This window comes from Acidobacteriota bacterium, from assembly GCA_009691245.1.
Lineage (GTDB): Bacteria > Acidobacteriota > Terriglobia > 2-12-FULL-54-10 > 2-12-FULL-54-10 > SHUM01.
In genome coordinates this window covers 1-23,790 of sequence record SHUM01000005.1, presented here as the reverse complement: position 1 = coordinate 23,790, position 23,790 = coordinate 1, and the positions used below count along the sequence as shown (strand labels likewise).

The 23,790-nt window shown below is 60.2% G+C and carries 18 protein-coding genes and 1 pseudogene; 11 read left to right on the top strand and 8 right to left on the bottom strand.

Going from position 1 to position 23,790, the window contains the following annotated elements; genetic code table 11:
* Nucleotides 1–416 precede the first annotated feature (416 nt).
* From EXQ56_02265 to EXQ56_02240, 6 genes are all read left to right on the top strand, one after another.
* Nucleotides 417–2,453 (top strand): DUF2075 domain-containing protein, encoded by a 2,037-nt coding sequence (locus EXQ56_02265; protein MSO19278.1) that lies wholly within the window; start codon nucleotides 417–419, stop codon nucleotides 2,451–2,453.
* A gap of 370 nt (nucleotides 2,454–2,823) precedes the next feature.
* The gene (larC, locus tag EXQ56_02260; GenBank protein ID MSO19277.1) at nucleotides 2,824–4,086 is read left to right on the top strand and encodes a nickel pincer cofactor biosynthesis protein LarC; all 1,263 of its coding nucleotides are present in this window, start codon (nucleotides 2,824–2,826) and stop codon (nucleotides 4,084–4,086) included.
* A 66-nt stretch (nucleotides 4,087–4,152) separates the two neighbouring features.
* Nucleotides 4,153–6,228 carry a methionine--tRNA ligase gene (gene metG, locus EXQ56_02255; protein MSO19276.1) on the top strand — a complete coding sequence of 692 codons (2,076 nt, stop codon included), beginning with the start codon at nucleotides 4,153–4,155 and terminating at the stop codon, nucleotides 6,226–6,228.
* A 252-nt stretch (nucleotides 6,229–6,480) separates the two neighbouring features.
* On the top strand, nucleotides 6,481–7,257 hold the full coding sequence (locus tag EXQ56_02250; GenBank protein MSO19275.1) for a TatD family deoxyribonuclease: 777 nt from the start codon (nucleotides 6,481–6,483) through the stop codon (nucleotides 7,255–7,257).
* A 40-nt stretch (nucleotides 7,258–7,297) separates the two neighbouring features.
* Complete coding sequence (locus EXQ56_02245; protein ID MSO19274.1) at nucleotides 7,298–7,579, top strand: type II toxin-antitoxin system mRNA interferase toxin, RelE/StbE family; 282 nt, start codon at nucleotides 7,298–7,300, stop codon at nucleotides 7,577–7,579.
* A 1-nt stretch (nucleotide 7,580) separates the two neighbouring features.
* Nucleotides 7,581–7,841, top strand: coding sequence for an XRE family transcriptional regulator (locus tag EXQ56_02240; GenBank protein MSO19273.1), 261 nt, complete (start codon nucleotides 7,581–7,583; stop codon nucleotides 7,839–7,841).
* A 6-nt stretch (nucleotides 7,842–7,847) separates the two neighbouring features.
* On the opposite strand, the gene murA is transcribed toward EXQ56_02240, so the two are convergent.
* The 3 genes from murA to EXQ56_02225 all read right to left on the bottom strand — a co-directional run bounded on the left by murA (nucleotide 7,848) and on the right by EXQ56_02225 (nucleotide 11,772).
* On the bottom strand, nucleotides 7,848–9,146 hold the full coding sequence (gene murA, locus EXQ56_02235) for a UDP-N-acetylglucosamine 1-carboxyvinyltransferase (GenBank protein MSO19272.1): 1,299 nt from the start codon (nucleotides 9,144–9,146) through the stop codon (nucleotides 7,848–7,850).
* 86 nt (nucleotides 9,147–9,232) lie between these two features.
* Entirely contained in the window at nucleotides 9,233–10,654 is a 1,422-nt protein-coding gene (locus EXQ56_02230) for a phosphoglucomutase/phosphomannomutase family protein (protein ID MSO19271.1), read from the bottom strand.
* On the bottom strand, nucleotides 10,651–11,772 hold the full coding sequence (locus EXQ56_02225) for a mannose-1-phosphate guanylyltransferase (protein ID MSO19270.1): 1,122 nt from the start codon (nucleotides 11,770–11,772) through the stop codon (nucleotides 10,651–10,653). The genes EXQ56_02230 and EXQ56_02225 overlap by 4 nt, the downstream gene beginning before the upstream one ends.
* Nucleotides 11,773–12,003: 231 nt before the next feature.
* Between EXQ56_02225 and EXQ56_02220 the strand changes: the two genes are divergently transcribed.
* From EXQ56_02220 to EXQ56_02210, 3 genes are all read left to right on the top strand, one after another.
* Nucleotides 12,004–12,774 carry an MBL fold metallo-hydrolase gene (locus EXQ56_02220; GenBank protein ID MSO19269.1) on the top strand — a complete coding sequence of 257 codons (771 nt, stop codon included), beginning with the start codon at nucleotides 12,004–12,006 and terminating at the stop codon, nucleotides 12,772–12,774.
* A gap of 30 nt (nucleotides 12,775–12,804) precedes the next feature.
* Nucleotides 12,805–14,106, top strand: coding sequence for an adenylosuccinate lyase (locus tag EXQ56_02215; protein MSO19268.1), 1,302 nt, complete (start codon nucleotides 12,805–12,807; stop codon nucleotides 14,104–14,106).
* A gap of 62 nt (nucleotides 14,107–14,168) precedes the next feature.
* Nucleotides 14,169–15,149, top strand: coding sequence for a hypothetical protein (locus tag EXQ56_02210; protein ID MSO19267.1), 981 nt, complete (start codon nucleotides 14,169–14,171; stop codon nucleotides 15,147–15,149).
* A gap of 77 nt (nucleotides 15,150–15,226) precedes the next feature.
* Here EXQ56_02210 and EXQ56_02205 read toward each other — a convergent pair whose 3' ends face one another.
* The 3 genes from EXQ56_02205 to larB all read right to left on the bottom strand — a co-directional run bounded on the left by EXQ56_02205 (nucleotide 15,227) and on the right by larB (nucleotide 16,474).
* Nucleotides 15,227–15,457, bottom strand: coding sequence for a type II toxin-antitoxin system RelE/ParE family toxin (locus tag EXQ56_02205; protein MSO19266.1), 231 nt, complete (start codon nucleotides 15,455–15,457; stop codon nucleotides 15,227–15,229).
* On the bottom strand, nucleotides 15,444–15,647 hold the full coding sequence (locus EXQ56_02200) for a type II toxin-antitoxin system Phd/YefM family antitoxin (protein ID MSO19265.1): 204 nt from the start codon (nucleotides 15,645–15,647) through the stop codon (nucleotides 15,444–15,446). The genes EXQ56_02205 and EXQ56_02200 overlap by 14 nt, the downstream gene beginning before the upstream one ends.
* An 80-nt stretch (nucleotides 15,648–15,727) precedes the next feature.
* Nucleotides 15,728–16,474, bottom strand: coding sequence for a nickel pincer cofactor biosynthesis protein LarB (larB, locus tag EXQ56_02195; protein MSO19264.1), 747 nt, complete (start codon nucleotides 16,472–16,474; stop codon nucleotides 15,728–15,730).
* A 124-nt stretch (nucleotides 16,475–16,598) separates the two neighbouring features.
* Here larB and EXQ56_02190 point away from each other — a divergent pair, with 124 nt between their 5' ends.
* Both EXQ56_02190 and EXQ56_02185 read left to right on the top strand, forming a co-directional pair.
* Entirely contained in the window at nucleotides 16,599–17,504 is a 906-nt protein-coding gene (locus EXQ56_02190; protein ID MSO19263.1) for a 4-hydroxybenzoate octaprenyltransferase, read from the top strand.
* Nucleotides 17,505–17,530: 26 nt separating this feature from the next.
* A complete protein-coding gene (locus tag EXQ56_02185) occupies nucleotides 17,531–20,977 on the top strand; it encodes an MFS transporter (protein MSO19262.1) in 3,447 nt (1,148 codons plus the stop codon).
* 186 nt (nucleotides 20,978–21,163) lie between these two features.
* Here EXQ56_02185 and EXQ56_02180 read toward each other — a convergent pair.
* Nucleotides 21,164–22,147: pseudogene (locus EXQ56_02180) on the bottom strand (PIN domain nuclease).
* A 351-nt stretch (nucleotides 22,148–22,498) separates the two neighbouring features.
* On the bottom strand, nucleotides 22,499–23,659 hold the full coding sequence (alr, locus tag EXQ56_02175) for an alanine racemase (protein MSO19261.1): 1,161 nt from the start codon (nucleotides 23,657–23,659) through the stop codon (nucleotides 22,499–22,501).
* Nucleotides 23,660–23,790 lie beyond the last annotated feature (131 nt).

Genomic DNA, 23,790 nt, shown 5'->3' with positions numbered 1-23,790 from the left:
GGATGAAAATCAGGGAGTAGTGAGTGGGGAATAGGGAGTAAGGGACAAGCAATCAAGATGTGGAAAATGGGAGGCGGGAAGCGGGCATTAACGCAGACCTCCGCCGTTGCCCGGAGGGCAACCCCGTGAATAGCCGTAGGTGAAACCTACGGAATGAATGACCAAACCAGATTGCGGCCCTGACAGGGCCGGACGTTTCCCGCGATCCGGCAACACGATCCGCGTCGCAGGATGCGGACGCAGACTCCACCAGCGGAGGTCAACCCCTGTCCGGGGTTGCTGTCAATTCTTGGCGCGCGGTCCGTAGGTTGGCACCTACGGCTATTCACAGCCTTGCCCTCCGGGCAAGCAGAGGCAGACGTTCCCTAACCTTCATCTGACAGGTGTATGATGATGACGGCGAAAGATATCCACTAATGGAAAATGTTCCTGTGCTCCCGACTTCCTCTTCGTCAATCCCACCGCTGTCGAACTCCTATTACTCCGCAGATGTTGCGGCACTGATCCGTGCAACGCCTGAAGAAATCATCGGCGCCCTTATCACAAACAGCAACTTCTCAGTTGAGCTGGCCCAGCGGAATGCTTGGCTCCTTCAGATCACTGTCCTGAAGTCTGCTCTAGTTGGCGTGGAGGGGACGCTCTTTCTGGAGTTCGTCGTTCCCCGCATCGGCAGTCGCCTCGACGCAGTCTTGATTGCAGGCAACGTCATCTTCGCCATCGAATTTAAGATCGGTGAATCGGAATACCATCGAGCTGACCTCAATCAAGTCTGGGACTACTCGTTGGACCTGAAAAACTTCCACAAGGGTAGCCAAGAAGCGCCGATCATCCCCATCCTCGTCGCGACCGAATCGCATTGGTCTGACACGGCCTTGCCCATGCCGCATCCGGATGGCGTCTATCCACCCAGCCGGTCCAACGCCGACGGCCTGGCGCAGCTCATAAAGGAGGGCCTATCTCACGCGACAGAAAAGCCGCTCGATGCGATAGCGTGGGCCTCGTCTCCGTACCAACCCACTCCAACCATTATCGAAGCTGCGCAGGCACTTTACTCGCAGCACTCCGTCGAGGCGATTGCCCGACACGATGCCGGCGCTCGTAACCTGACGGTCACCTCGCAACGAGTGGAGGAACTCATTGACGAAGCAAGACAATGTGGGCGCAAGATAATTGTGTTTGTAACCGGCGTGCCCGGCGCGGGCAAGACACTGGTTGGCCTCAATGTCGCCACGAAAAAACGTAATGAAGAACAGCCCACTCATGCCGTTTTTCTGTCTGGAAATGGCCCATTGGTGGCCGTGCTTCGGGAAGCGCTCACGCGCGATGAAATCACGCGACTTCGTGAAAAAGGAGTTAGCACGCGACGTGGAGTCATTGGGCAGCCTATCAAGGCATTCATCCAGAACGTCCATCATTTTCGGGATGAGGGACTCAGGCTTCAGGCACCACCAGTCGATCACGTTGTAATCTTCGACGAAGCGCAACGGGCGTGGAACAAAAGGAAGACCGCGGATTTCATGCTAAGAAGGAAGAAGCGACCAGGATTCTCACAATCAGAACCGGAATTTCTCATCTCCTATCTTGACCGTCACATAGATTGGGCGGTAGTGATCTGCCTCGTGGGAGGCGGGCAGGAAATCAACGACGGCGAAGCGGGAATCTCCGCTTGGCTGGATGCCGTGCGAGAGAAATTTCCAGACTGGCACGCTTATATTTCTCCGAATCTTACTGACAGCGAGTATGCAGCGGGACACGCGCTCGAAACCATTGCCGGAAGCGCCATTGTCGTTCAAGACGAAAAACTTCATCTCGCCGTTTCGATGAGATCATTCCGCGCCGAGTCAGTGTCGCAATTTGTGAAGGCGGTTCTGGATTGCGAGGACAGTACGGCCAGTGAACTCCTAACCCAGATATCCAAACGATACCCCATCGCTCTGACTCGCGATCTGCAACTGGCTAAGCAATGGATCCGAGATCATGCCCGCGGCTCGGAACGTTTTGGAATGGTTGCCTCATCTGGGGCTCAGCGCCTCAAGCCGCACGCTATCGATGTTCGAGTCGAGATCAACCCGGTGCACTGGTTTCTGAACACTTCTGACGACACGCGGTCTAGTTGGTACCTCGAAGATGCCGCGACGGAATTCCAAGTGCAAGGACTCGAGCTCGACTGGGTCTGCATGACGTGGGATGCGGACCTCCGGTTTGCGCAGTCGGGATGGAGTTGCAACGAGTTTCGTGGAAGCAAGTGGACATCCATACACAAGTTGGACCGCCAGCAGTACCTGCGGAATGCATACCGTGTGCTTCTCACGCGAGCGCGGCAGGGAATGGTCATCTTCGTCCCGCCGGGAGATAGTATCGACGCCACCCGTGCACCCGCCTACTACGATTCCACGTTTAGGTACCTGTTGGAGCTTGGGTTGCCCGTACTAGAGCCCGCACTAGAGCGATGAGACGCAAGTGTGATTTCTTCCTGAGGTATCCACGGACATTTTTCATTGTTCTTCACTTTGTCCCACATTTCGCTTTTTGGCGCTATTCATCATTACTCCCTTGCCGCCCGTGATCGCCGTCAATGCACCGCATCCTGCTGACGCGGATGCAGCGCTAGCAAGTGGGGCAGGCATTCCTGCCTGCCCTCCGTAGGACAGGTCTGGAGACCTGTCCCTACCTGTACCGAATCCGCTTCCACGCAGAGTCCCGGCAGCCGAGACGACCGGACAGCGCCTGCGCCAACCGGCTCTGGTTTGCGCCGCGCCGTCCATGTGAGTCATCATATTGCCTTGCTCAAATTCCTGCTTCGCATCTGTTGAGAAATCGCCAATGAAGTTAGCCTATCTGGATTGCTTCTCGGGTGTGAGTGGCGACATGCTGCTCGGCGCGCTGATCGCCTGCGGCGCTGATCCTAGCCGCATCGAGGCCGATATCCATTCGTTGGGCTTGCAGGAGTTGCGCTTGACCATCGAGACGGTCAAGCGCGGTGCGCTGGTCGGCACGCGCGCGGTGTTTGAGGCTCCACCGCAGAAGTCGCACCGGCACTTCACGCACATCGCGGCGATGATCGAGAAAGCGCCGCTCTCCGCGCGCGTCAAGGAGCAGGCCACCAGCATCTTCCGTCGCCTTGGCGAAGTGGAGGCTGCGATTCACGGGACCACGATCGAGAAAGTTCACTTCCACGAAGTGGGCGCGCTCGATTCCATCGCCGACATTGTGGGCAACTGCGCCGCGATCGAGCAACTCGGCATTGATGAACTGCATTGCTCGCCACTGAACGTCGGCGGCGGGACTGTCCAGTGCGATCACGGCACGCTGCCCGTCCCCGCGCCAGCCACCGTGGAACTCTTGAAGGGCCTGCCGATCTACTCCTCCGGCATCCAGGCCGAGTTGGTAACACCCACCGGCGCGGCCATCGTGGCCACCCTGGGCCGCGGATTCGGGCCGCTGCCCGCCATGAAGGTTCTCGCCACGGGTTACGGCGCGGGAAAGCGCGAACTGCGCGAGCAGCCCAACATGGTCCGAGTGACATTAGGCGAAGCGATTAGCGGCGAAGCGCTTGGCGGCGCAACCATGGGCGGCGCATCGGCGAGCGTCCTTTTGACTCAGCGTTTGTTTCAACGTCTGTCTCAACAAGGGAGCGATTCGCTGGAACGCCTGCTGGTGCTTGAAGCCAATCTCGACGATATGAATCCTCAGCTCTTCGATTATGTCGCGGAGCGCGCCTTCGCCGCCGGTGCGCTGGATGTCTATTTCTCCGCCGTGCAGATGAAGAAGAATCGTCCGGGCGTTTTGCTCAGCGTGCTGTGCCGTCCTGAGCAGGCCGATGCGATCACGGAGATCGTCTTCCAGGAGACCACCACTCTCGGCGTGCGCAGCAGCGAAGTGCTGCGCCGTGCGCTGGGGCGCGAGATGATTGAAGTCGCTACCCGCTACGGACCGATCCCGATTAAAGTGGCTCGGCAAAACGGCAAGGTGGTGAATTTCGCCCCGGAGTTTGATGATTGCCGCCGCATCGCCGCCGAGCGCGGAGTGGCCCTGCAGTCGGTCATGCAGGAAGCCAGCGCCGCGTTTCTCAAGACGCAGTCTTGAACCCTTCCCGCCGGACAGCTTAAGATGGTCCTGACCACCCCGTTGCAGAACAGGACATTTACACGCATGGCAAAGTTCTACCTGACCACACCGCTCTACTACGTCAATGCCGCGCCCCATCTGGGCCACGCCTACAGCACTCTGGTCGCCGACACCATCCGGCGCTTCAAGCGCATGCAGGGCATTGACGCGTTCCTGCTCACCGGCACCGACGAGCATGGCCAGAACATCGAGCGTATCGCGCGCGACCGCGGCATTCCTCCACAGCAGCATTGCGATGAGAATAACGCCGTGTTCCGCGCGCTTTGGGAAAAGCTGGGCATCGGGCACGACACGTTTATCCGCACCACCGAAGACCGCCACAAACAAAGCGTGCTGGCGCTGTGGGCCCGCCTGCTGCAAGGAAAAACCCCCGACGGGCAATCGGCCATCTACCGGGGAAAATACGGCGGATGGTATTGCCAGCCCTGCGAAGTTTTCAAGGACGAAACGGAGTTGCGCCAGCCCGGCAACATCTGCCCGGATCATGACCGTCCGTGTGAGTGGACCGAGGAGGAGAATTATTTCTTCCGCCTCTCCGCCTATCAGAACGCGCTGCTGGCGCATTACGAAACCAATCCCGATTTCATCCGGCCCGAGACGCGCCGCAACGAGGTAACTTCATTCGTGAAGTCCGGACTGCGCGATCTCTCCATCAGCCGCTCCACCATCAAGTGGGGCATCCCCGTGCCGAAAGCGGCTGGTGAAGCCAGTGGCTCTGCTGAACATGTTTTTTACGTTTGGCTGGACGCGCTGACCGGCTACATGAGTGGCATCGGCTATGGCCAGGATGGCGCCGCCGGCAAGCAATTTGAAAAACTGTGGCCTGCGGATGTGCATCTGGTCGGCAAGGAGATTCTGCGCTTCCACACCGTCTACTGGCCCGCCTTCCTGATGGCCGCGGGACTGCCGCTGCCCGGCGGCGTGTTCGCCCACGGCTGGCTGCTGTTTGAAGAAAGCAAGATGAGCAAGTCGCGCGGCAACGTGGTCCGCGCCGAGCCCATCGTCGATGTGCTGGGCATCGATCCGCTGCGCTACTTCCTGTTGCGCGAAGTGCCGTTCGGCAATGATGGAAACTTTTCGTTCGACTCGCTCGTCAGCCGCTACAACTCCGATCTGGCGAACGATCTCGGCAATCTCTCCAGCCGCGTGCTGGCCATGATCACGCGCTATTTCCATGGCGAGATTCCCTATGCCTCGGCCGTGCAGCAGCGGACCGCCGGCGATCGCCGCATATCTGATTTGGGTGTTCAAGTGGCGGAGCGCTATCAGGCGACGTTTTCGCGCATGGAGTTCGGCATTGGCCTCGAAGCCGTCTGGGAACTGGTCGCCGCCGTGAATAAGTACCTCGTGGAAATGGAACCGTGGACACTCGCCGAGCGCGGCACGGACGAGGATCTTTCGCGCCTGGCCACCATCCTGTACACCTCCGCCGAAGCGTTGCGGCTGGTTACGGGCTTGCTCTGGCCGGTGATCCCTAATTCAGCGGAGAAAATTTGGCGGCAACTCGGACTTAGCAGCGACCTTTCCGCGCTGACCTTCGACCAGTTGGTCGCCTCATCGCTCGACGTAGGTTCGAAGATCGGCAAGGTCGAGCCGGTGTTTCCCCGACTGATAAAAGCGGAGACTCTGCAGAAACTCTCCGAGGCTCAGGAGAAGTTTGCCGCACAGCTTGCCGCCGCCAAGCTGGCTGCCGCCAGTTCGCCGGCATCGCCCGAGCCTGCTTCGCCCGAGGAAAGCTTCCTCGCGCCGCTCGTCGCCGAAAAATTGACCATCGACGAATTCGTCAAATGGGATCTGCGCGTCGGCGAAGTGCGCGTCGCCGAGCGCATCAAGGGCGCGTCGAAACTTTTGCGTCTGGAGATCGACATCGGGGTCGAGGTCCGGCAAGTGCTCGCGGGCATCGCTGAATTCTACGAGCCGGAGCAACTGATCGGCCGCAAAGTGGTGATCCTCGCCAACCTGCAACCACGCAAGATGCGCGGCCTCGAATCGAACGGCATGTTGCTGGCGGCCTCGGTCGGCAAGGAGGACCGCCCCGTGCTGATGGGCTTCGCCGACAACGTATTCAAGGACGTGCCGAACGGCGCGCGCCTGCGTTAACGCATTTTGTCTGTGTATTTGTCTGAGTATCAGAGCCCCGACCGCCAGGGAGGGGGCACTTCCCGCAGTCAGGGACAATCGTCTAACGTGCCCACTCCCTGGCGGTCGGGGCTCTGATTACATAACGGCGCCGTCGCGTCATCATCCTGAGCGGAGCGAAGGACCTGCTTTTGTAACGTTGTCATTCCGAGCGCAGCGAGGAATCTGCTTTCGGTTTTCATTCTGACTTCTAACTCCTGTCTCCTGACTTCTATGTTCGTCGACTCACACTGCCATCTCGAATTCCCCGACTTCGACGCCGACCGCGAAGAAGTCTTCGCGCGCGCCCGCGCCGCCGGAGTGGAATACATCATCGCCATGGGCGGAGCGAACGGTCCCGCGCATCTGCGCTCGGGCCTCACCATCGCCGAAGGCCGCGAAAACGTTTGGGCCACCACAGGCATTCATCCCCACGACGCCAAGGACGCGCGCGACGAGCACTTTGCTGAGATGTCCGCGCTCGCCGCGCATCCCAGGATCGTCGCCATCGGCGAGATCGGCCTCGACTACTTCCACGACCACTCACCGCGCGACATCCAGTACAAGGTTTTCATTCAGCAGATGGAGCTGGCCGCCGCCGCGCGCCTGCCCATCGTCATCCACTGCCGCGACGCCTGGTCCGACTGCCTCATGCTGATGGAGCAACACTGGAAACGCACCGGCCTCGGCGGCATTCTGCACTGCTTCAGCGGCACGCTGGCGGATGCGCGGCGCGGCATGGACATGGGCTTCTACATCTCATTCGCCGGCAACATCACTTTCCCCAAGGCCGCCAACCTCCGCGAAGTCGCCGCGCAACTCCCGCGCAACGTGCTCCTGACCGAAACCGACGCGCCGTTCCTCGCCCCCGTCCCCCATCGCGGCAAGCGCAACGAACCGTCATTCATATCACTCGTCGCCGCTACCCTGGCCGCCGCGCAGAATGTCACGCCGGAAGAAATCGGCGCCGCCACCACCGCTAATTTACTTAGGTTTATAAGTAAGCCATAGCCGTCTTGACATCTTAAATACGACATATATATAATAAGATATGTGGCAAATCGTCGAGCACCGGCGCGTGGATAAACAGCTCGACGTGATGCCGAAAGAAATCCTGAAGCGTTATGAAAAGTGGAAGGACATCGCAGAAATATCTGGGCCCATAGGACTCCGTCTGATTAAGGGTTTCCACGACGAGGCCCTGCAAGGCCAATGGAAGGGGTATCGGTCTTCATGTTTAGGATTGCAGTTTCGGGTGATCTATCAGGTCTTGCCGGAAGAACTTCTATACCGCGTGCTGCATATTACGCCGCATGATTACCGGAGGGATTAGCATGAAATCGTTTCTGCCCGCCAAAAAGCGCATTCAGGTTTCCGCAGGAGAATCCGTTCGAATCCTGCGCGAGTTGCAGGGTTACAGCCAAAACGAACTGGCCCAGTTGACCGGCTTATCCCAGGCAGCGCTTTCTGCAATCGAAAATGATCGCGTGCGCCTGGGTGTGGAGCGCGCCAAAGTCCTGGCCCGCGCATTGCAGTGCCACCCCGCCGTCCTGCTCTTCCCCGGATGGGAAGTCGCCCGACATTCCGTTGCTTAGCAAGAATTACTCGGAGGGTTCGCGGATGATGCGGGCGCCGAGACTATTCAGTTTTTCTTCGATGCGCTCGTAGCCGCGGTCGATGTGGTAGACGCGCTCGAGGATGGTCTCGCCTTCGGCGGCCAGGCCCGCCAGCACCAGCGACGCGCTGGCGCGCAGGTCGCTGGCGGTGATGCCCGCGCCGCTTAGTGGGGTCTTGCCGCGCACCACGGCGCGATTGCCCTCCACGCGAATGTCGGCGCCCATGCGCGCCAGTTCCGGCGCGTGCATGAAGCGATTCTCGAAAATATTTTCGGTAATTACTGAAATTCCTTCGGCCTGCGTGGCCAGCGCCATGTACTGCGCCTGCATGTCGGTGGGAAAGCCGGGATGCTCGGCGGTGGTCATATCGGCGGCGCGCAACATTCCTCCTGGGGCCGGCCCGGTCGCGCGCAGGCTGGTTGGCGTGGGCGAGGTAATGGTCATGCCCGCCGCGCGAAACTTCTCGATGGCCGCCGTGAGGTGGTCGGGACAGCAATCTTCCACCACAATGTCGCCGCCGGTGATGCCTGAAGCGGCCAGAAACGTTCCAGCCTCGATGCGATCCGGGATGATGGTATGCTCCGCGCCGCGCAGCCGCTCAACGCCCACGACGCGAATCGTGGAGGTGCCCGCGCCTTCGATCTTCGCGCCCATCTTGATGAGCAGATTGGCCAGGTCTTCCACCTCGGGCTCGCGCGCGGCGTTGTCGAGAATCGTCTCGCCCTCGGCGAGCGTGGCCGCCATCAGCAAATCTTCCGTGCCGGTAACCGTGATGCGGTCAAAGTAGATGCGTCCGCCGCGCAGGCGCTGCGCGCGCGCGATGACCATGCCGTGCTCGGTGGTAATCTCGGCCCCCAGTTTTTCGAGGCCCTTGATGTGCAGATCAATCGGCCGCGCGCCGATGGCGCAGCCGCCCGGCAGCGACACGCGGGCCTCGCCGCAGCGGGCAACGAGTGGGCCAAGAATCAGCGTGGAGGCGCGCATGGTGCGTACCTGTTCCCAGGGAACTTCGACAGAGGGCAACTGCGCGGCGTGAATCTTGAGTTGCCGCGCCGAGGTCGGCGGCCAGGCCCAGCTTTGCTCGTCTTCCGCGATCTCCACGCCCAGCGATTTCAGCAAGCCGCAGGTGGTGCGGATATCACGGACAGAAGGAAGGTTGCGGAGTATGACCGGCTCATCGGTCAGCAGGCTCGCGGCGAGACACGGCAGAGCGGCATTCTTTGCGCCACTGGTGCGCACCGTTCCTCGCAGCGGCGTTCCGCCTTGAATTCGAAAACGATCCATAAGACCTCAGTCGTCGATTGCTAACTCGTGACTTCGCACGGGTCCGCTTGCTGACCCGTGCGAATACGGTGAACCTAAAACCGCGCTCACAGAGCGCGAATCAGCTTCTCGGTGGCGGCCAGCGCGTCATGCACCAGATTTTCGGAACGGGCCTCGCAGTAAACGCGCAGCAACGGCTCGGTGCCTGACGGGCGAACCAACAGCCAGCCGCGCCCGGCATCGAAATACAGCTTCACGCCATCCAGCATCTCGCGCTTCTCCACGCCGATGCCAGCGAACGTCGTTAAACCATCCGCCGAGGCCTGCTCGATGGCGCGTTCCTTCTGGCCTGCTTTCAGATGGAGATCGACGCGTCCGTAGTAATGCGGGCCGAACTCGCGGTGCAACTCATCCACCAATTCGCCAAGCGACTTCCCATAATGAGCCATGGCCTCGGCCAGCAGCAAGCCGTTCATCATGCCGTCGCGCTCCGGCCCGCCGAGCGAGGGAACGCCGATGCCGCCGCTCTCTTCACCGCCGATGATCACCTCGCGCGCCAGCATGTGGTCGCAGATATGTTTGAAGCCGATGGGCGTCTCGATGAGCTCCAACGCGTGTTTCTTCGCCAGTTGATCCACCAGCTTGGTGGTGGAAAACGTCTTGATCACCGCGCCCTTCAGTCCGCGCACCTCCACCAGATATTGCAGCAGGATGGAAAAAATCCGGTGTGAGTCGATGAACCGTCCGTCGCGATCCACCGCGCCGATGCGGTCGGCGTCGCCGTCGGTGGTGAAGCCAGCATCGGCGCGCCGCTCCACCACCGCTTTTTGCAATGCGGCGATGTGCGGCTCAATCGGCTCGGGATTCAGGCCGCCGAAGAGTGGGTCCGCCTCGCCATGTATCTCCGTGCTGCGAATTTTGTAGCGCGTGAATAGCTGCTGGAAATGGCCACGCGCCGCTCCGTACAGCGGATCGACGACAAACTGAAAACCGCGCCGGGCGATGGCATCCAGATGAATTACCTTTTCGAGATGCGCCACGTACGGCGCAACGAGATCGACCTCTTCGAGAGCGGCGGGCGGGCGGCGCAAAGAATCCGCGGCGGCCACCTGGGGCAAAACGGCTTCAACTTTTTTGATGATCTCCGGGCCCGCTGAACCGCCGTAGCTGGCCTTGAACTTGAATCCGTTCCAGGCCCAGGGATTGTGGCTGGCGGTGATGACGATGCCTCCGGCGAGCTGATGCTGGCGGATGGCGCAGGCCACCGCCGGAGTGGGAGCGTAACTCGATCCGAGATGCGCGGGAATGCCCGCGGCGGCGATGGTTTCGGCGGCGGCGCGCGCAAAGCGCTCGCTCATGAAGCGGCAGTCATAACCAATGGCCACGCCCTTATCCGCATCTCCCGTGTCGATCAGATATTGGGCCACGCCGCGCGCGGCCCAGCGGACGTTATCGAACGTGTAATCCTCGGCGATCAGCGCGCGCCAGCCGTCGGTGCCGAATTTAATGGGACAGGTTGGAGAGGTCACAGCAACTCGTTCCTCCGCGCCAATTCAAGCTGCTTCACTAATCGTGAAACGTCCTGCGCGCGATCGCGCCGAGCCACCAACAGGGCGCCACCGGTTTCAACCACGATCAGATCAGCAATCCCGATGGCCGCGAATAATTTTCCGGGCACATCCACCAGCAGGCCGCTGGAATCGATCAGCAAGGATTCGCTGCGCAAAACATTGGCCCGTGAATCTTTCTGGAGCAGGTCGTAGACCGCGTTCCAACTGCCTACATCGCTCCAGCCCACCTCGCACGGGATGCCCACAATGCCGCGCGCTTTTTCAAGCACCGCGAAGTCCACCGAGATATTCTCGCAGTCCGGATACAGCTCCCTCAACACGCGCTGGCCGCGGCCCACGGAGGATGCCGCCATGCGTTCAGCGATCTGATTCAGCACGGATGCGGTGGCGGGAAGGTGCTGTTGCAATTGTTCACGAAGCAACGATGCTCGCCAAAAAAACATTCCACTGTTCCAGAAAAAGCGTCCGGCCTTCAGATAGCGCTGGGCCACGCTCAACTTGGGCTTCTCGCGGAAACGCAACACGGGCAGCGCCTGCGAATTGCGGCGAGCCGGGCGCCTGGAAAACTCCATGTAGCCGTAGCCCGTCTCGGGCCAGCGCGGAGCAATCCCCAGCACGACAATCTTATGGCGCGCCGCCTGCGCCACGGCCAGCCGGACTACTTTCAGAAATGCGTGCTCGTCTGCAATCGTCTGATCGGAGGGAAACATGCCGAGCACCGCATCGGGATCACGCCGCAGGATCAGTTCGGCGGCCAGACCCGCGCACGGCCCTGTGTTGCGCTGGACCGGTTCGGCGATGATCTGCTCGGGCGGCACGCCGGGCAACTGCTTGCGGACCTGCTTGAGCAGCAGTTCGTTGGTGAAGACCCAGATGCGCTCGGCGGGAATCAGCGGAGCCAATCGCGCAACAGTCTGCTGCAACAGGCTCGTTCCGCCGATAAAATTCATCAACTGTTTGGGATGCGCGGCGCGGCTGCGCGGCCAGAAGCGCGTGCCTCGACCGCCGGCAAGTATCACGCCGTAGAGGTGCACGTTAAGCGAAGTCGAGTTGGATGCGACCTTCGTAGTTTTCATGAACGAATCATTCTACCCGTGGCGACCAGCAGCTATCAGCGCGCATTCTCTCTCCGCAATATAAGGAACTGAAGGAAGCCAATCGTCGGGCGGCAAATTACCATTCTAACGGTTTTTTCCACTGGGCAAGCGGACACCTGTTTGGGACTAGTGATAAACTAAGGGCGCACGGCCCAATTCAAGCGAGCAATTAGAAATCTGCGCGCGGCGCAGCGGGAGGACGCCATCAGTATTCGTTTTGCGGTGCTGGGCAGCGGCAGCGGCGGAAACTGCACGTTCCTGGCCACGGAGCAAGCCAAGATTCTGGTGGACGCCGGCTTCAGTGGCCGGGAGACCGAGCGACGGTTGGCGGGCATCGGCGAGCGGCTGGAATCGCTGTCGGCGATTTTGATTACGCACGAGCACTCGGACCATGTCGGGGGTCTGGGCCGGCTCGCCAAGAAGTACCGCATTCCGGTATATATAACGGCTGCGACGCGCGCGGCGCTGTCGCCCCAGATTGCATTGCCCGTGGTGGAGACCATCGCGCCGGGCCAGGAATTTCAGATCGCCGATCTGACCATTGAGCCGTTCACCATCCCGCACGACGCGGTCGATCCGGTGGCGTATCGCTTCACGGCGGCGGGGGTTCGCGTGGCGCTGGCGACGGATTTGGGATATTTGCCGGAGAATGTGAAGCACTACCTGCGCGGCTGCGCGGCCATGATCCTGGAGTCGAATCATGATCTGGAGATGCTGCGCAGCGGGCCGTATCCGTGGCATCTGAAGCAACGGGTGATGGGACGGACGGGGCATCTGTCGAATACGGCGCTCGGGGAATTTCTGCGCGACGAGTTTGACGGTCAGGCGCAGACGATCATCCTGGCGCATTTGAGCGAGCAGAATAATCATCCGCAGATCGCGCAAGTGGAAGCCACCGCCGCGCTGGAATCGCGCAGCCGCCCGCAGACCCGCGTGGTAATCAGCCAGCAGGACGAAGCCAGCGAATTATTTGAGTTTTGAAGAAGAGCAATTCTTTTTAGAGGTGATGCTTTGATAGCCCGTTATACGCGCCCGGCAATGGGCGCTGTCTGGAGCGAGGAAAACAAGTTTCGCAAGTGGCTGGAGGTGGAGACCGCCGCCGCCGAGGTGCTTGCCGAGCAGGGCGAGATTCCCGCCGAGGCCGCCCGCGCCATCCGCGAGAAGGCGCGCTTCGACGTGCGCCGCATCAACGAGATTGAGGCCGAGGTGAAGCATGACGTCATCGCCTTCACCACCGCCGTGTCGGAAAATCTTGGCCCGGAGTCGCGCTACCTGCACTATGGCCTGACCTCGAACGACGTGGTGGATACGGCGCAGAACCTGCTGCTGCGCGAGGCCTCGGCGATCATCATGGAGGGCTTGCGCAAACTGAGCGACGTGCTCAAGCGCCGCGCGCTGGAGTTTCAGCACACGGTCATGATTGGCCGCACGCACGGCGTACACGCCGAGCCCATCACCTTTGGATTAAAATTCGCCAACTGGTATTCCGAGACGCAGCGCAATATCGCGCGCATGGAAGACGCCTCCGCACAGATGGCCGTGGGGAAAATTTCCGGCGCGGTGGGTACATTCGCGCACGTTGGCCCCGAGGTGGAAGATAAGATTTGCGCGCGGCTGGGACTCGCGCCCGCGGCGATATCGAGTCAGGTGATTCAGCGCGACCGCCACGCGCATTACGTTTCCACGCTGGCCTTGATTACCGCTACGCTCGACAAGATCGCGCTGGAGATTCGCGGCCTGCAACGCACCGAAGTGCGCGAGGCGGAAGAGTTTTTCGGCAGCGGGCAAAAGGGTTCTTCGGCGATGCCGCATAAGCGCAATCCGGTAACCTGCGAGCAGATCTGCGGACTGGCGCGCGTGGTCCGCGGCAACGCGCAGGCAGCGCTCGAGAATGTGGCGCTGTGGCACGAGCGCGACATCTCCCACTCGTCCGTCGAGCGCGTCATCCTGCCCGACAGCACCATCCTCACCGACTACCTGCTGGATCGCACCACGCGCGTACTGGATCAGTTATTGGTCTATCCCGAGCGCATGATAAAGAACCTGGAGATGACCCGTGGACTGGTCTTCTCCGGCCAATTGCTGCTCGATCTGACCACCAAGGGTGCCTTGCGTGAGCAGGCTTATCTGTGGGTGCAGCGCACCGCCATGCGCGCCTGGCAGAACGGCGAGGATTTTCGCGCGCTGGTCGGTGCCGATGAGGACATCGCGCGCACTCTTAGCTCAGCCGAGATCGACAAGGCTTTTTCCGTACAGCGACAGTTGCGCAACGTCGATGCCATCTTCAAACGCGTGTTTGCAAATGAGCCCTAGCGAGAGAAAAAAGTTTAAGAACCCAATAGCCAGCGCGACTGGTGCGGGAGAGGAGAATTAGAATGAGCAAGCAACTGATCGGGGGGATGGCCATCGCGTTGTGGATGGCGATGCAAAGCCTGGCCGTGGCGCAGGAGGCTGCGCCAGCTGCCGCCTCAGGCGGCGTATATGCCGACATTCCGCTCACCCGCGTCAGCATGGTGGTGCCGGAAGGTTTCTCGCTCGTGCCCGGCTTCCCCGGCGTTACCCGAGCCGACCGCGGAGCCTCCATCGTGATTACGGAAGTGCCCGGGCCATTCACTGAAGTGATGGATAGTTTCACGCAGGGAGTCGGAACTGACCGTTCCATGCGCATGGTGAAGTCCGAGCAGGTGCAGGTGAACGGCGTGGAGGGCACGCTCATGGTCATCGCGCGCACCGACGAGGGGACGGTGTTTCATAACTGGCTGCTGCTGTTTGGTCAAGGTTCATCCACGGTGATGATCGCGGCAACGGTGCCGGAGAAGGCCGAAGCCGAGCTGGCATCCTCGCTGCGCGCCAGCATGTTGGGCATCAAATGGGACCCCACCAGGACGATTGATCCGTTCTCCGGACTGAGCTTTAAACTGAATTTTGACGATGCCTTCGAGATTCGCGGACGACGCCCCGGCGGCGTGCTGCTGGTGCGCAAGGAAGCCGAAGAGGCGCTCACGCCCGACGAACCGATCGTATTGGTTTTTCCCTCCGATGCCACCGTGGTAGCGCCGATTGAGACCTTCGCCAAGGCGGAACTCACCGCCAACTCGCAGTTCACTGAAGTCACGAACTTGATGGAAAGGGCCACTAAGGTTGGCGAATTCAACGCTTACGAAATCACCGCGGAAGCCAAGGAAGCATCGCAGCAAGTCCCGGTACGCATCTACCTTATGGTCATACGCACGGCAAAGAATGACATGGTGATCGAAGGATTCGTCTCACCGGAAAAGTGGGAACAGTATCTGCCTGCGTTCCGTTCCATGGCCACCAGCTACACGGAAACGCCCGCCCCGGCGGCTCATCAATAACTAAATACAGTTCTGCCGGTGTGTGCTCGCTACATTCAATGCGGCAACTTTCGATAAGCATCCCGCCGATGCCGGACTTAGTCCACTGTAACGACGCGGGCGGCTCTATCTACTTCATAGATGATCCGGTAATCACCTACTCGTAGTCGACAAAGTTTCTCTGTGCCGGAAAGTTTTATGCTGCCAGGCGGGAACGGCTCGCTCGCCAAGCCTTGGATGCGTTCCATAACGCGGAGGGTGATCGGGCCGGGCAGCCGACGCAGATCTTTTTCAACCGTAGGCTTGAGGACAACGCTATACAGGTCCATTTTGCTTGAGTCGGCGTCTCATCTCTTTCAGGTTGATGGGCCTTTCATCGCGGCGTTCGGCGACAACAGCCAAGTCGTGGATATCCTCCAGCAACTGCTCATATTTCGCCAGCGACAGAATCACTCCCTTCTTTTTGCCCATGCGGTCTACAACATATTGTTCACAAGCAGCTTTTGCACTCGACGCCATGCATACCTCCCACTGATGACACCAGTTTACAACCGCCGGTTTCCAATCGTCAGTTTACAATCGCCCGCTATACACGCCTGTTATAAACGATTGATGAGCGCGGCCAGACAGCCAGCGCCGAAGCCGTTGTCAATGTTGACTACGGCCACGTTGCTCGAGCAGCTATTCAGCATACCGAGCAGCGCGGCAACGCCGCCGAAGCTGGCGCCGTAACCAATGCTGGTGGGCACGGCGATTACCGGGACGGCCACCAGTCCGGCGACCACGCTGGGCAGCGCGCCCTCCATCCCGGCAGCGCAGATGATCACGCGGGCCTCCACGAGCTGTGCGTGGTGATGCAGCAGCCGGTGAATCCCCGCCACGCCCACGTCGTAAATATGGGCGACTTCATTGCCCAGCAGTTCCGCCGTGATGATCGCCTCTTCCGCCACAGGAATATCCGACGATCCCGCCGAGGCCACCAGAATCTTTCCCTTGCCGTGCACCTCGTGATCGCGATGAATGGCGATGCAGCCGGAGAGCGCGTGAAAAACGGCGTGCTTCGTCAACCGTTTCAAGCGTGCGGCCGCCGCCGCGCTGGCACGCGTTACCAGCACGTTCGGCGAACGCTTCATCATTTGCCGCACAATCCGCTCGATCTGTTCCGGCGTCTTCCCCGCTCCGTAGACGGTCTCGGTCATGCCTTGTCGCAACATGCGATGATGATCGATTTTGGCGAAGTCCAGGTCCTCGAACGGCAGATGCTTTAGTTTGGCGGCGGCGCGCAGAGGTGTGAGCTTGCCGCTGCGCACATCCTCGAGCAGTTTGAGAATCTGCCGTTCCGTCATCTGAATTGCCCCGATACCGTATAATAAAGTTCCGCCGCGTAGGCCAAGCGCCAGCGTTGCCAAGCGCCAGCGTTAATTGTACACGGGCCGCGCCCGGCGGGATGGCCCAGACTATACGATGACTATGCAATCCAGACCACCAGACTCCGCTTCGGTCCGGCCCCTGTCCGGTTGGCGCAATCTTCGCGTCACGCTGGAGATGATCAAGGTGGAGCACTCCGTCTTCGCGCTGCCCTTTGCGTTGATTGGCGGACTGCTTGCCGCGCGCGGCTGGCCTACGGGCCATCAACTTTTATGGATTATCGTCGCCATGATCGGCGCGCGCTCGGCGGCGATGAGTTTCAACCGCCTCGTGGACCGCCGCATTGACGCCGCCAATCCACGCACCGCCGGCCGCGCTCTGCCCGCCGGACAATTGAGCGTAGCGTACGTCGCAGGATTCGCTGTGATTTCTTCCGCGGTCCTGGTCTTCGCCGCGGCGCAACTGAATCCATTGGCATTGTTACTTTCGCCTTTGGCGCTGGTCATATTATTCGCATACTCCTACACCAAGCGCATCACCTTCCTTTCGCATCTCGTACTCGGGTTCTGCCTGGGCATCGCGCCCGCCGCCGCCTGGATCGCCGTGCGCGGCACGCTGAACGGCGAGATCCTTCTGCTGACCGGAGCGGTAACGCTGTGGACGGCCGGCTTCGACGTACTCTACGCCTGCCAGGATATCGACTTCGATCGGCGCACGGGGCTGCACAGTATTCCGCAACGCTGGGGGATTGCGCGCTCGCTTCATGTCGCCATCTTGTTTCACATTGTGATGCTGGCGTTGCTGATCTGGCTGGCCTGGATTTCACAACTGCGCTGGCTCAGTTTTCTGGGACTCGGCGTGGTTGGCGCGCTGCTCGTCTATGAGCACAGCCTGGTGAAGCCGGACGATCTTTCAAAGTTGGACGCCGCGTTCTTCACCACCAACGGCTGGATCGGCTTGAGTTTGTTGCTCTTCTGGAGCGCTGATATACTCTGGTTCTTAAGGTAGTCAGGCAACCGCAAAAGCTGAATTACATGACAACTTCCACCTCCAACGTGCCGACCGGTGATCCCATCGTTTACCAGAGGCGCGGATTCTGGAGTCTGTTCGCGGCTTCGTTTCAGGAAGCATTCAACGATCTCTCATTCCGCACGCTGGTAACTTTTTTCGTGCTGGGGCTGGGACTCTCGCAGGCGGATCGCAACTCACTGGTCTCCCTGACCCTCGCGCTGTTCGCGCTTCCGTTCATCCTGTTTTCCATGATGGGCGGCTATCTCGCCGACCGCTACAGCAAGCGCGATGTCTCGATCGCGCTAAAAGCCGTTGAGCTGTTCTCCATGTCGCTGGGCGTACTGGCGCTGGCGCTGGGCAGCGTGCCGCTGCTGCTGACGGTGGTGTTTCTCATCAGCGCGCAGTCCGCCCTGTTCGGGCCATCCAAGTGGGGCCTGCTGCCCGAGCTGCTGCCTGAAAAGAAAATGTCCTGGGGCAACGGCCTTCTTCAGTTCGCCACCTACATCTCCGGCATCGTGGGAACGGTTGCCGGTGGCGCGCTCTCCGAAGCGTATCAGGGCCGCACGCACTGGGGCGCGGCCATCCTTGTGGGAACAGCGTTTCTTGGCTTCCTGGTCATGTTCGGCATTCGCCGCACGCCGGTCGAAAACCCATCGCGGCAGTTTCGTCTGAATCAGGTTTCGGAGCTTATGGTCCAGCTCCGGACGATTCGTAGCGACCGCACGCTGGCGCTCGCTGTTCTGGGCAACGGATACTTCCTGTTTCTGGCCACGCTGCTGCAGGCCAACATCCTGCGCTATGGCAAGGATGTTCTGGAGCTGGGGGACACGCAGAACGGCTATCTACAGGCCGCAGTGGCCGTGGGCATTGGCGTGGGAGCATTGGCGGCTGGATATCTCTCCGGCAACAAGATCGAGCTCGGACTGGTCCCGCTCGGCGCCGTCGGCTTGGTGGTGATGTCAGCGACATTATCGCAATCCGACCTTACGTTTTTTCAAGTTGCCGCCGCGCTGGTGGGACTGGGATTCGCCGGAGGGTTCTTCATCGTGCCCATCGGCGCGCTGATCCAGTACCGGCCTGAAGCATCCCAGCGGGGAGGCGTCATCGCCGCCGCCAACTGGCTTTCCTGGGCCGGGGCGTTTCTCGCCGCGGGTGTGGACTACCTGCTATCGTCCGTGGCGGGGTTCGCTCCGTCCACCGTATTTCTATTCGGTGGCGTCCTTACACTGGCCGGAGCCGTCTACGCGCTCATCCTGCTGCCAGCCGCGCTACTACGATTTCTGCTGTGGCTGCTGACCGTAACCATCTACCGCATTCGCGTGCTGGGGCGCGACAACATTCCGGAAAATGGCGGCGCGTTGCTGGTCTCCAATCATCTCTCGATGATTGATGCCATTCTGGTGCAGGCCTCCAGCGACCGGACGATTCGATTCCTGATGGACCGCGAGTGGTACGACAAGCCCTGGCTGAAGCCCTTCGTCAAGCTGCTCGAAGTGATTCCCGTGTCCTCGCATTCCTCGGCGCGCGACCTGCTGCACTCCCTGCGCGAGGCGCACGATGTGGTAGCCGGAGGCGGCGTGGCCTGCATCTTCGCCGAGGGCCAGATTACGCGCACCGGAAATCTGCTGCCCTTTCGCCGCGGCTTCGAACGCATTATGCGTGGGCCGGAGGGAACACTCGATGCGCCGATCATCCCGGTGCATCTCGATAATCTCTGGGGCAGCATCTTCAGTTACGAGCGCGGGCGGTTCGTGTGGAAGCCGCCCCGCCGCATTCCCTACCCGGTGATTGTCAGTTACGGCCAGCCCATGGCAGCCACCGCGACTCCCGCCGAAGTGCGCGTCCGCGTGCAGGAGCTGCATCCCGATGCCTTCCAGCATCACCGCGAATGGCTCCAGCCGCTGCACCGATGTTTTCTCTCGACAGCGCGGCGGCATCCGTTCCGCTTCGCCATGGCCGATGCGCGAGTACCAAAACTTTCCTGGTTCGCCACGCTGCTGAAAACCATCTTCCTCGGACGACGATTGAAGAAAGTCTGGGTTGGTCAGGAAAAGGTGGGAATTCTGCTGCCACCCTCGGTGGGCGGCGCGCTGGTGAACTATGCCGCCTTGATTGCGGGGAAGGTGCCGGTGAATCTGAACTACACCGCCTCGAACGAGATCGTGGCCGACTGCGCGCGGCAGTGCAATCTGAAAACGGTAATTACCTCGCGCCTGTTCCTCGAAAAAGTTCCCATGCAGGTTCCCGGCAAAACGATATTTCTGGAAGACCTGGCGCAGAATCCGCGAATCACGGAAAAACTTTTTGCCCTGCTGCTGGCGTTCACGCCCGCGCGGATAATCGAGCGCGCCCTCGGCAGCAGGCGACCGGCTGCTCTTGATGACATTGCGACGGTGATCTTCTCGAGCGGCAGCACGGGCGTGCCCAAGGGCGTGGTGTTGACGCAATTCAACCTGGCGGCCAACCTCGAGCAGGCCAGTCAGATCATTCACTTCCTTCCTGCCGACCGCATCCTGGGCGTGCTGCCATTCTTCCACTCCTTCGGCTTCCTGGCCTGCCTGTGGCTGCCCCCGGCAGTCCGCATCGGAGTCGTCTTCCATCCCAATCCCACCGAAGCCAAGGCCATCGGCGAATTGGTGCGCAAGTACGCCGTCACGATTCTAATGAGTACTCCAACCTTTCTGCAGAACTATATCCGGCGTTGCGAGCCGGAGGAGTTCGGCAGCCTGCGCGTCGTCATCACCGGCGCGGAGAAGCTGCCGCAGCGCGTGGTGGAAGCCTTTGAAGAGCGCTTCGGCCTGCGCCCGCTGGAAGGCTACGGCTGCACCGAGTGCGCTCCGTTGGTGGCGGCCAACACGGGCGACATCCGCGCACCGGGGATGCGGCAGGTGGGCGCGCGGCGCGGCAAGATCGGCCAGCCGGTGCCGGGCATGGCCGTGCGCATTGTCGATCCAGAAACAGGAGCGCCGGTCTCCATGGGCCAGCCGGGACTGCTGCTGGTGCGCGGTCCGAACGTAATGACTGGTTATCTGGGAATGCCCGAGAAGACAGCGGAGGTGTTGCGCGACGGCTGGTACTCCACCGGCGACATGGCCTTCGTCGATGAAGAAGGCTTCATCGAGATCACCGACCGATTGAGCCGCTTCAGCAAGATTGGCGGCGAAATGGTGCCCCACATAAAGATCGAAGAAACTCTGCAGGCTCTCGCTGGGATCACCGAGCAGGTCTTCGCCGTAGCCAGCCTTCCGGATGAGAAAAAAGGCGAACGACTGGTGGTGTTGCACACGCTGAATGATGAGCAGATCACTCAGTGCGTCGCGCGGCTTGCCGACGCGCCCGCCCTGCCCAATCTCTGGAAGCCGGATAAGCGAGCGTACTACCGCGTGGAAGCCATTCCCTATCTGGGCAGCGGGAAGCTGGACTTGCGCCGCATACGGGAACTCGCGCGGCAAATGACCAACACAAATTAGAACAGAGCCGCGACCGTCAGGGAGCGGTGGTTGGTTTCATTGAGGAGACATTGAGGAGACATGGGGGAGAGCAACCCCCGCTCCCTGACGATCGCGGCTCTGTAATTTCTACTGATTAACGGCCTGTTCCGGGCGGTCCATTCGCTCCGGCTTGGCGGGCGGGGCGTCCCGATGTTGAGGAGGGAGATCGTCGAATTTGCCGAAGATCATTTTGCCTGCGGTGGTCTGCATCACGCTAGTTACGGAAATATCGATGGTCTTGGAGATCATCTTGCGCGCGTTGTCCACCACCACCATGGTTCCATCGTCGAGATAGGCCACACCCTGGTTGTACATCTTGCCTTCCTTCAGGATGAAGACATGCATGATCTCGCCGGGCAATACGATGGGCTTCAGCGTGTTAGCCAGCTCGTTGATATTCAGCACGGCCACGCCTTGCAACTGCGCGACCTTATTCAGGTTGAAATCGTTGGTGACAATCTTGCCCTCATAAACCTTGGCCAACTCGATCAGCTTCAGGTCCACTTCACGCACGGTGGGGAAATCATCGTCCACGAGCTGTAAGTTCAGGTGGGCCATCTTCTGCATTTTTTGCAAAATATCCAAGCCGCGCCGGCCGCGATTGCGTTTCATGCTGTCGGAGGAATCGGCTACCTGCTGCAACTCGCGCAAGACAAATTTGGGAATGACCAGCACGCCATCCATGAACCCGGACTCGCAGATATCCGCGATGCGTCCGTCGATGATGACGCTGGTGTCGAGAATCTTGTAGGACTTTTTGTCCTGCTTCTCCGAGCCAAACAGGCCGCCCAGCGCGGACAGGTTCAGCATATCGCCCTTGGCCGCGCCCACCACCAGGCCGATGTAGGTCATGAGCAGCAGTGTGGCGATCTGCAGGAAAGAAAGCGTGTTGCGTGGGATGGTGGAAAGATTTAGCACCAGGTCCATCATGTAGGCCCCGATGATGCCCATGATCGACCCGGCCGCCGCGCCGATCAGCCGTTTCAGGCTGACCTGGTTTAGCCGCATCTCAAAGACCAGGACCGATGCGCCCAGGAGGGAGCCAGTCAGTCCCGCCATCGACTGAGACAGATTAAATGGTTGTAGATAATAAGACGAAACGGCAAGAATTGAGATGAATATGGTGCGGATGATCAACCAGTCGAGCACAGACGTATCCCCCTTTCACTTTAACTACCGGGGAATTCGCCGTTGCCGCCACGTAGGATGGGCTAGATCAGTCAGCAGGACGCGTGCATTAGTCTTTCAGTCTCACCTGCGCTCATCGGAAACTTCGTTCTTAGTCTTATAATTGCACATCAACTCCATCCGTCAGCCCAGCACGGGAAGTATCCCCGGGCAGAGTGTAACATACAAACCTTCGCCTCGCGCACCCGTAACCGCTGGATTTTTCTTGCGCGAAAACCCTGCGTGGAAACCCCGCCTGCAAACCCATAGTTCAGCACGTGCTCGGGTGAAGCGGGCGACCCGGCTTAGGAAGCCAAGACTATGCAGCCGAACTTAGGAAGATTGATACCGCCGCGGCACACGGTGACCGATGCCGCAGAGAATCTCGTAAGGAATCGTTCCGGCATCGCGAGCATGGTCGATAGCGGTCAGCATTTTGTCGCCCTGCCGCCCAATGAGAATGGCGTCATCGCCGACATTCAGATGGGGAATTTCGGTTACGTCCACCAGCGTCAAATCCATGCTGATGTTGCCCACGATGGGAGCAAACTGGCCGCCGATCAAAACCTTGCCCCGACCCGACAAGCGCCGGTTCATGCCGTCCGCATAGCCCGCTGGCAGCGTGGCGATACGCGAGAAGCGCGGCGTAACATAGCTTCCCTCGTAACCCAACGGAGTTCCCGCCGGACGCTCCTTCACCGCGATGACCTTGGTTTGGAAGGTCATAATTTCTTTCACCGGCAGCGACTGGCAAATGTTTTCCGGCACGACTTGCTCCGGCGCGGCTGGCGGCAGCTTCACGGGCGCGTGATAGCCGTAAAGCAGCAGCCCCGGCCGGACCAGATTGCCCCACGACTCGGGCCGGCTGACGATGGCCGAACTGTTGGCCTGATGGCAGAAGCGCGGAGTGATGCCCGCGCGCGCCAGCGCCTTCTCCACGGAGGCAAACCGCTGCATCTGCTCCTCGGTCATGCGCGTCGTGAAGTCCTCGGCGGCGGCGAATTGCTCGAACAATCCATCCAATTCCACATGCAACATGCGCCGGTAGCGGTCGAGGAATGGCTCCACCTCCTGCCAGTGCAGACCCAGCATGCCCAAGCCGGTGTTGACCTTCAAATGGAAACTGATTTTCTTCTGAGTCCGCGCGCCCCAGGCCTCGATGGTTTCGAGCTGATCTTCGGTGTAGATGGCCGGAATAAGGTCGTAGTCGGTGATGGCGCTCTGCTCACCGGTCCAGAAACCGGTCAGCAGCAGGATTGGCTGAGTAAGCCCCAGGTGGCGCAATTGCGCGCCTTCGTCGGCTGAGGTAACGCCGAACCAGTCCACGCCGGCGCGGCCCAAGGCGAGCGAAATTTCAGGCAGCCCGTGCCCATACGCGTCGGCCTTCACAATAGCCATCACGGCGCGCTCGCGTCCCACATGGTCGCGGATGATCCGGAAATTCTCCAGCAATTGCGGAATGGAGATATCAGCCCAGGTCGGGCGCGTGGACATTAAGGGTTTCCTGTACTCGAGGTTTCCAACAGAGCCGCGTGTTTTACGGAGCCGCGACCGTGAGGGAGTGGGGGTTGGGTTTGATTTTCACCGCCGGGCCCGCCAAACCCAACCCCCGCTCCCTCACGGTC

Coding starts and splice junctions, on each gene's coding strand:
- EXQ56_02265 (MSO19278.1), top strand. CDS start 417: ATGGAAAATGTTCCTGTGCTCCCGACTTCCTCTTCGTCAATCCCACCG.
- larC (MSO19277.1), top strand. CDS start 2,824: ATGAAGTTAGCCTATCTGGATTGCTTCTCGGGTGTGAGTGGCGACATG.
- metG (MSO19276.1), top strand. CDS start 4,153: ATGGCAAAGTTCTACCTGACCACACCGCTCTACTACGTCAATGCCGCG.
- EXQ56_02250 (MSO19275.1), top strand. CDS start 6,481: ATGTTCGTCGACTCACACTGCCATCTCGAATTCCCCGACTTCGACGCC.
- EXQ56_02245 (MSO19274.1), top strand. CDS start 7,298: ATGTGGCAAATCGTCGAGCACCGGCGCGTGGATAAACAGCTCGACGTG.
- EXQ56_02240 (MSO19273.1), top strand. CDS start 7,581: ATGAAATCGTTTCTGCCCGCCAAAAAGCGCATTCAGGTTTCCGCAGGA.
- murA (MSO19272.1), bottom strand. CDS start 9,146: ATGGATCGTTTTCGAATTCAAGGCGGAACGCCGCTGCGAGGAACGGTG.
- EXQ56_02225 (MSO19270.1), bottom strand. CDS start 11,772: ATGAAAACTACGAAGGTCGCATCCAACTCGACTTCGCTTAACGTGCAC.
- EXQ56_02210 (MSO19267.1), top strand. CDS start 14,169: ATGAGCAAGCAACTGATCGGGGGGATGGCCATCGCGTTGTGGATGGCG.
- EXQ56_02205 (MSO19266.1), bottom strand. CDS start 15,457: ATGGACCTGTATAGCGTTGTCCTCAAGCCTACGGTTGAAAAAGATCTG.
- EXQ56_02200 (MSO19265.1), bottom strand. CDS start 15,647: ATGGCGTCGAGTGCAAAAGCTGCTTGTGAACAATATGTTGTAGACCGC.
- larB (MSO19264.1), bottom strand. CDS start 16,474: ATGACGGAACGGCAGATTCTCAAACTGCTCGAGGATGTGCGCAGCGGC.
- EXQ56_02190 (MSO19263.1), top strand. CDS start 16,599: ATGCAATCCAGACCACCAGACTCCGCTTCGGTCCGGCCCCTGTCCGGT.
- EXQ56_02185 (MSO19262.1), top strand. CDS start 17,531: ATGACAACTTCCACCTCCAACGTGCCGACCGGTGATCCCATCGTTTAC.
- alr (MSO19261.1), bottom strand. CDS start 23,659: ATGTCCACGCGCCCGACCTGGGCTGATATCTCCATTCCGCAATTGCTG.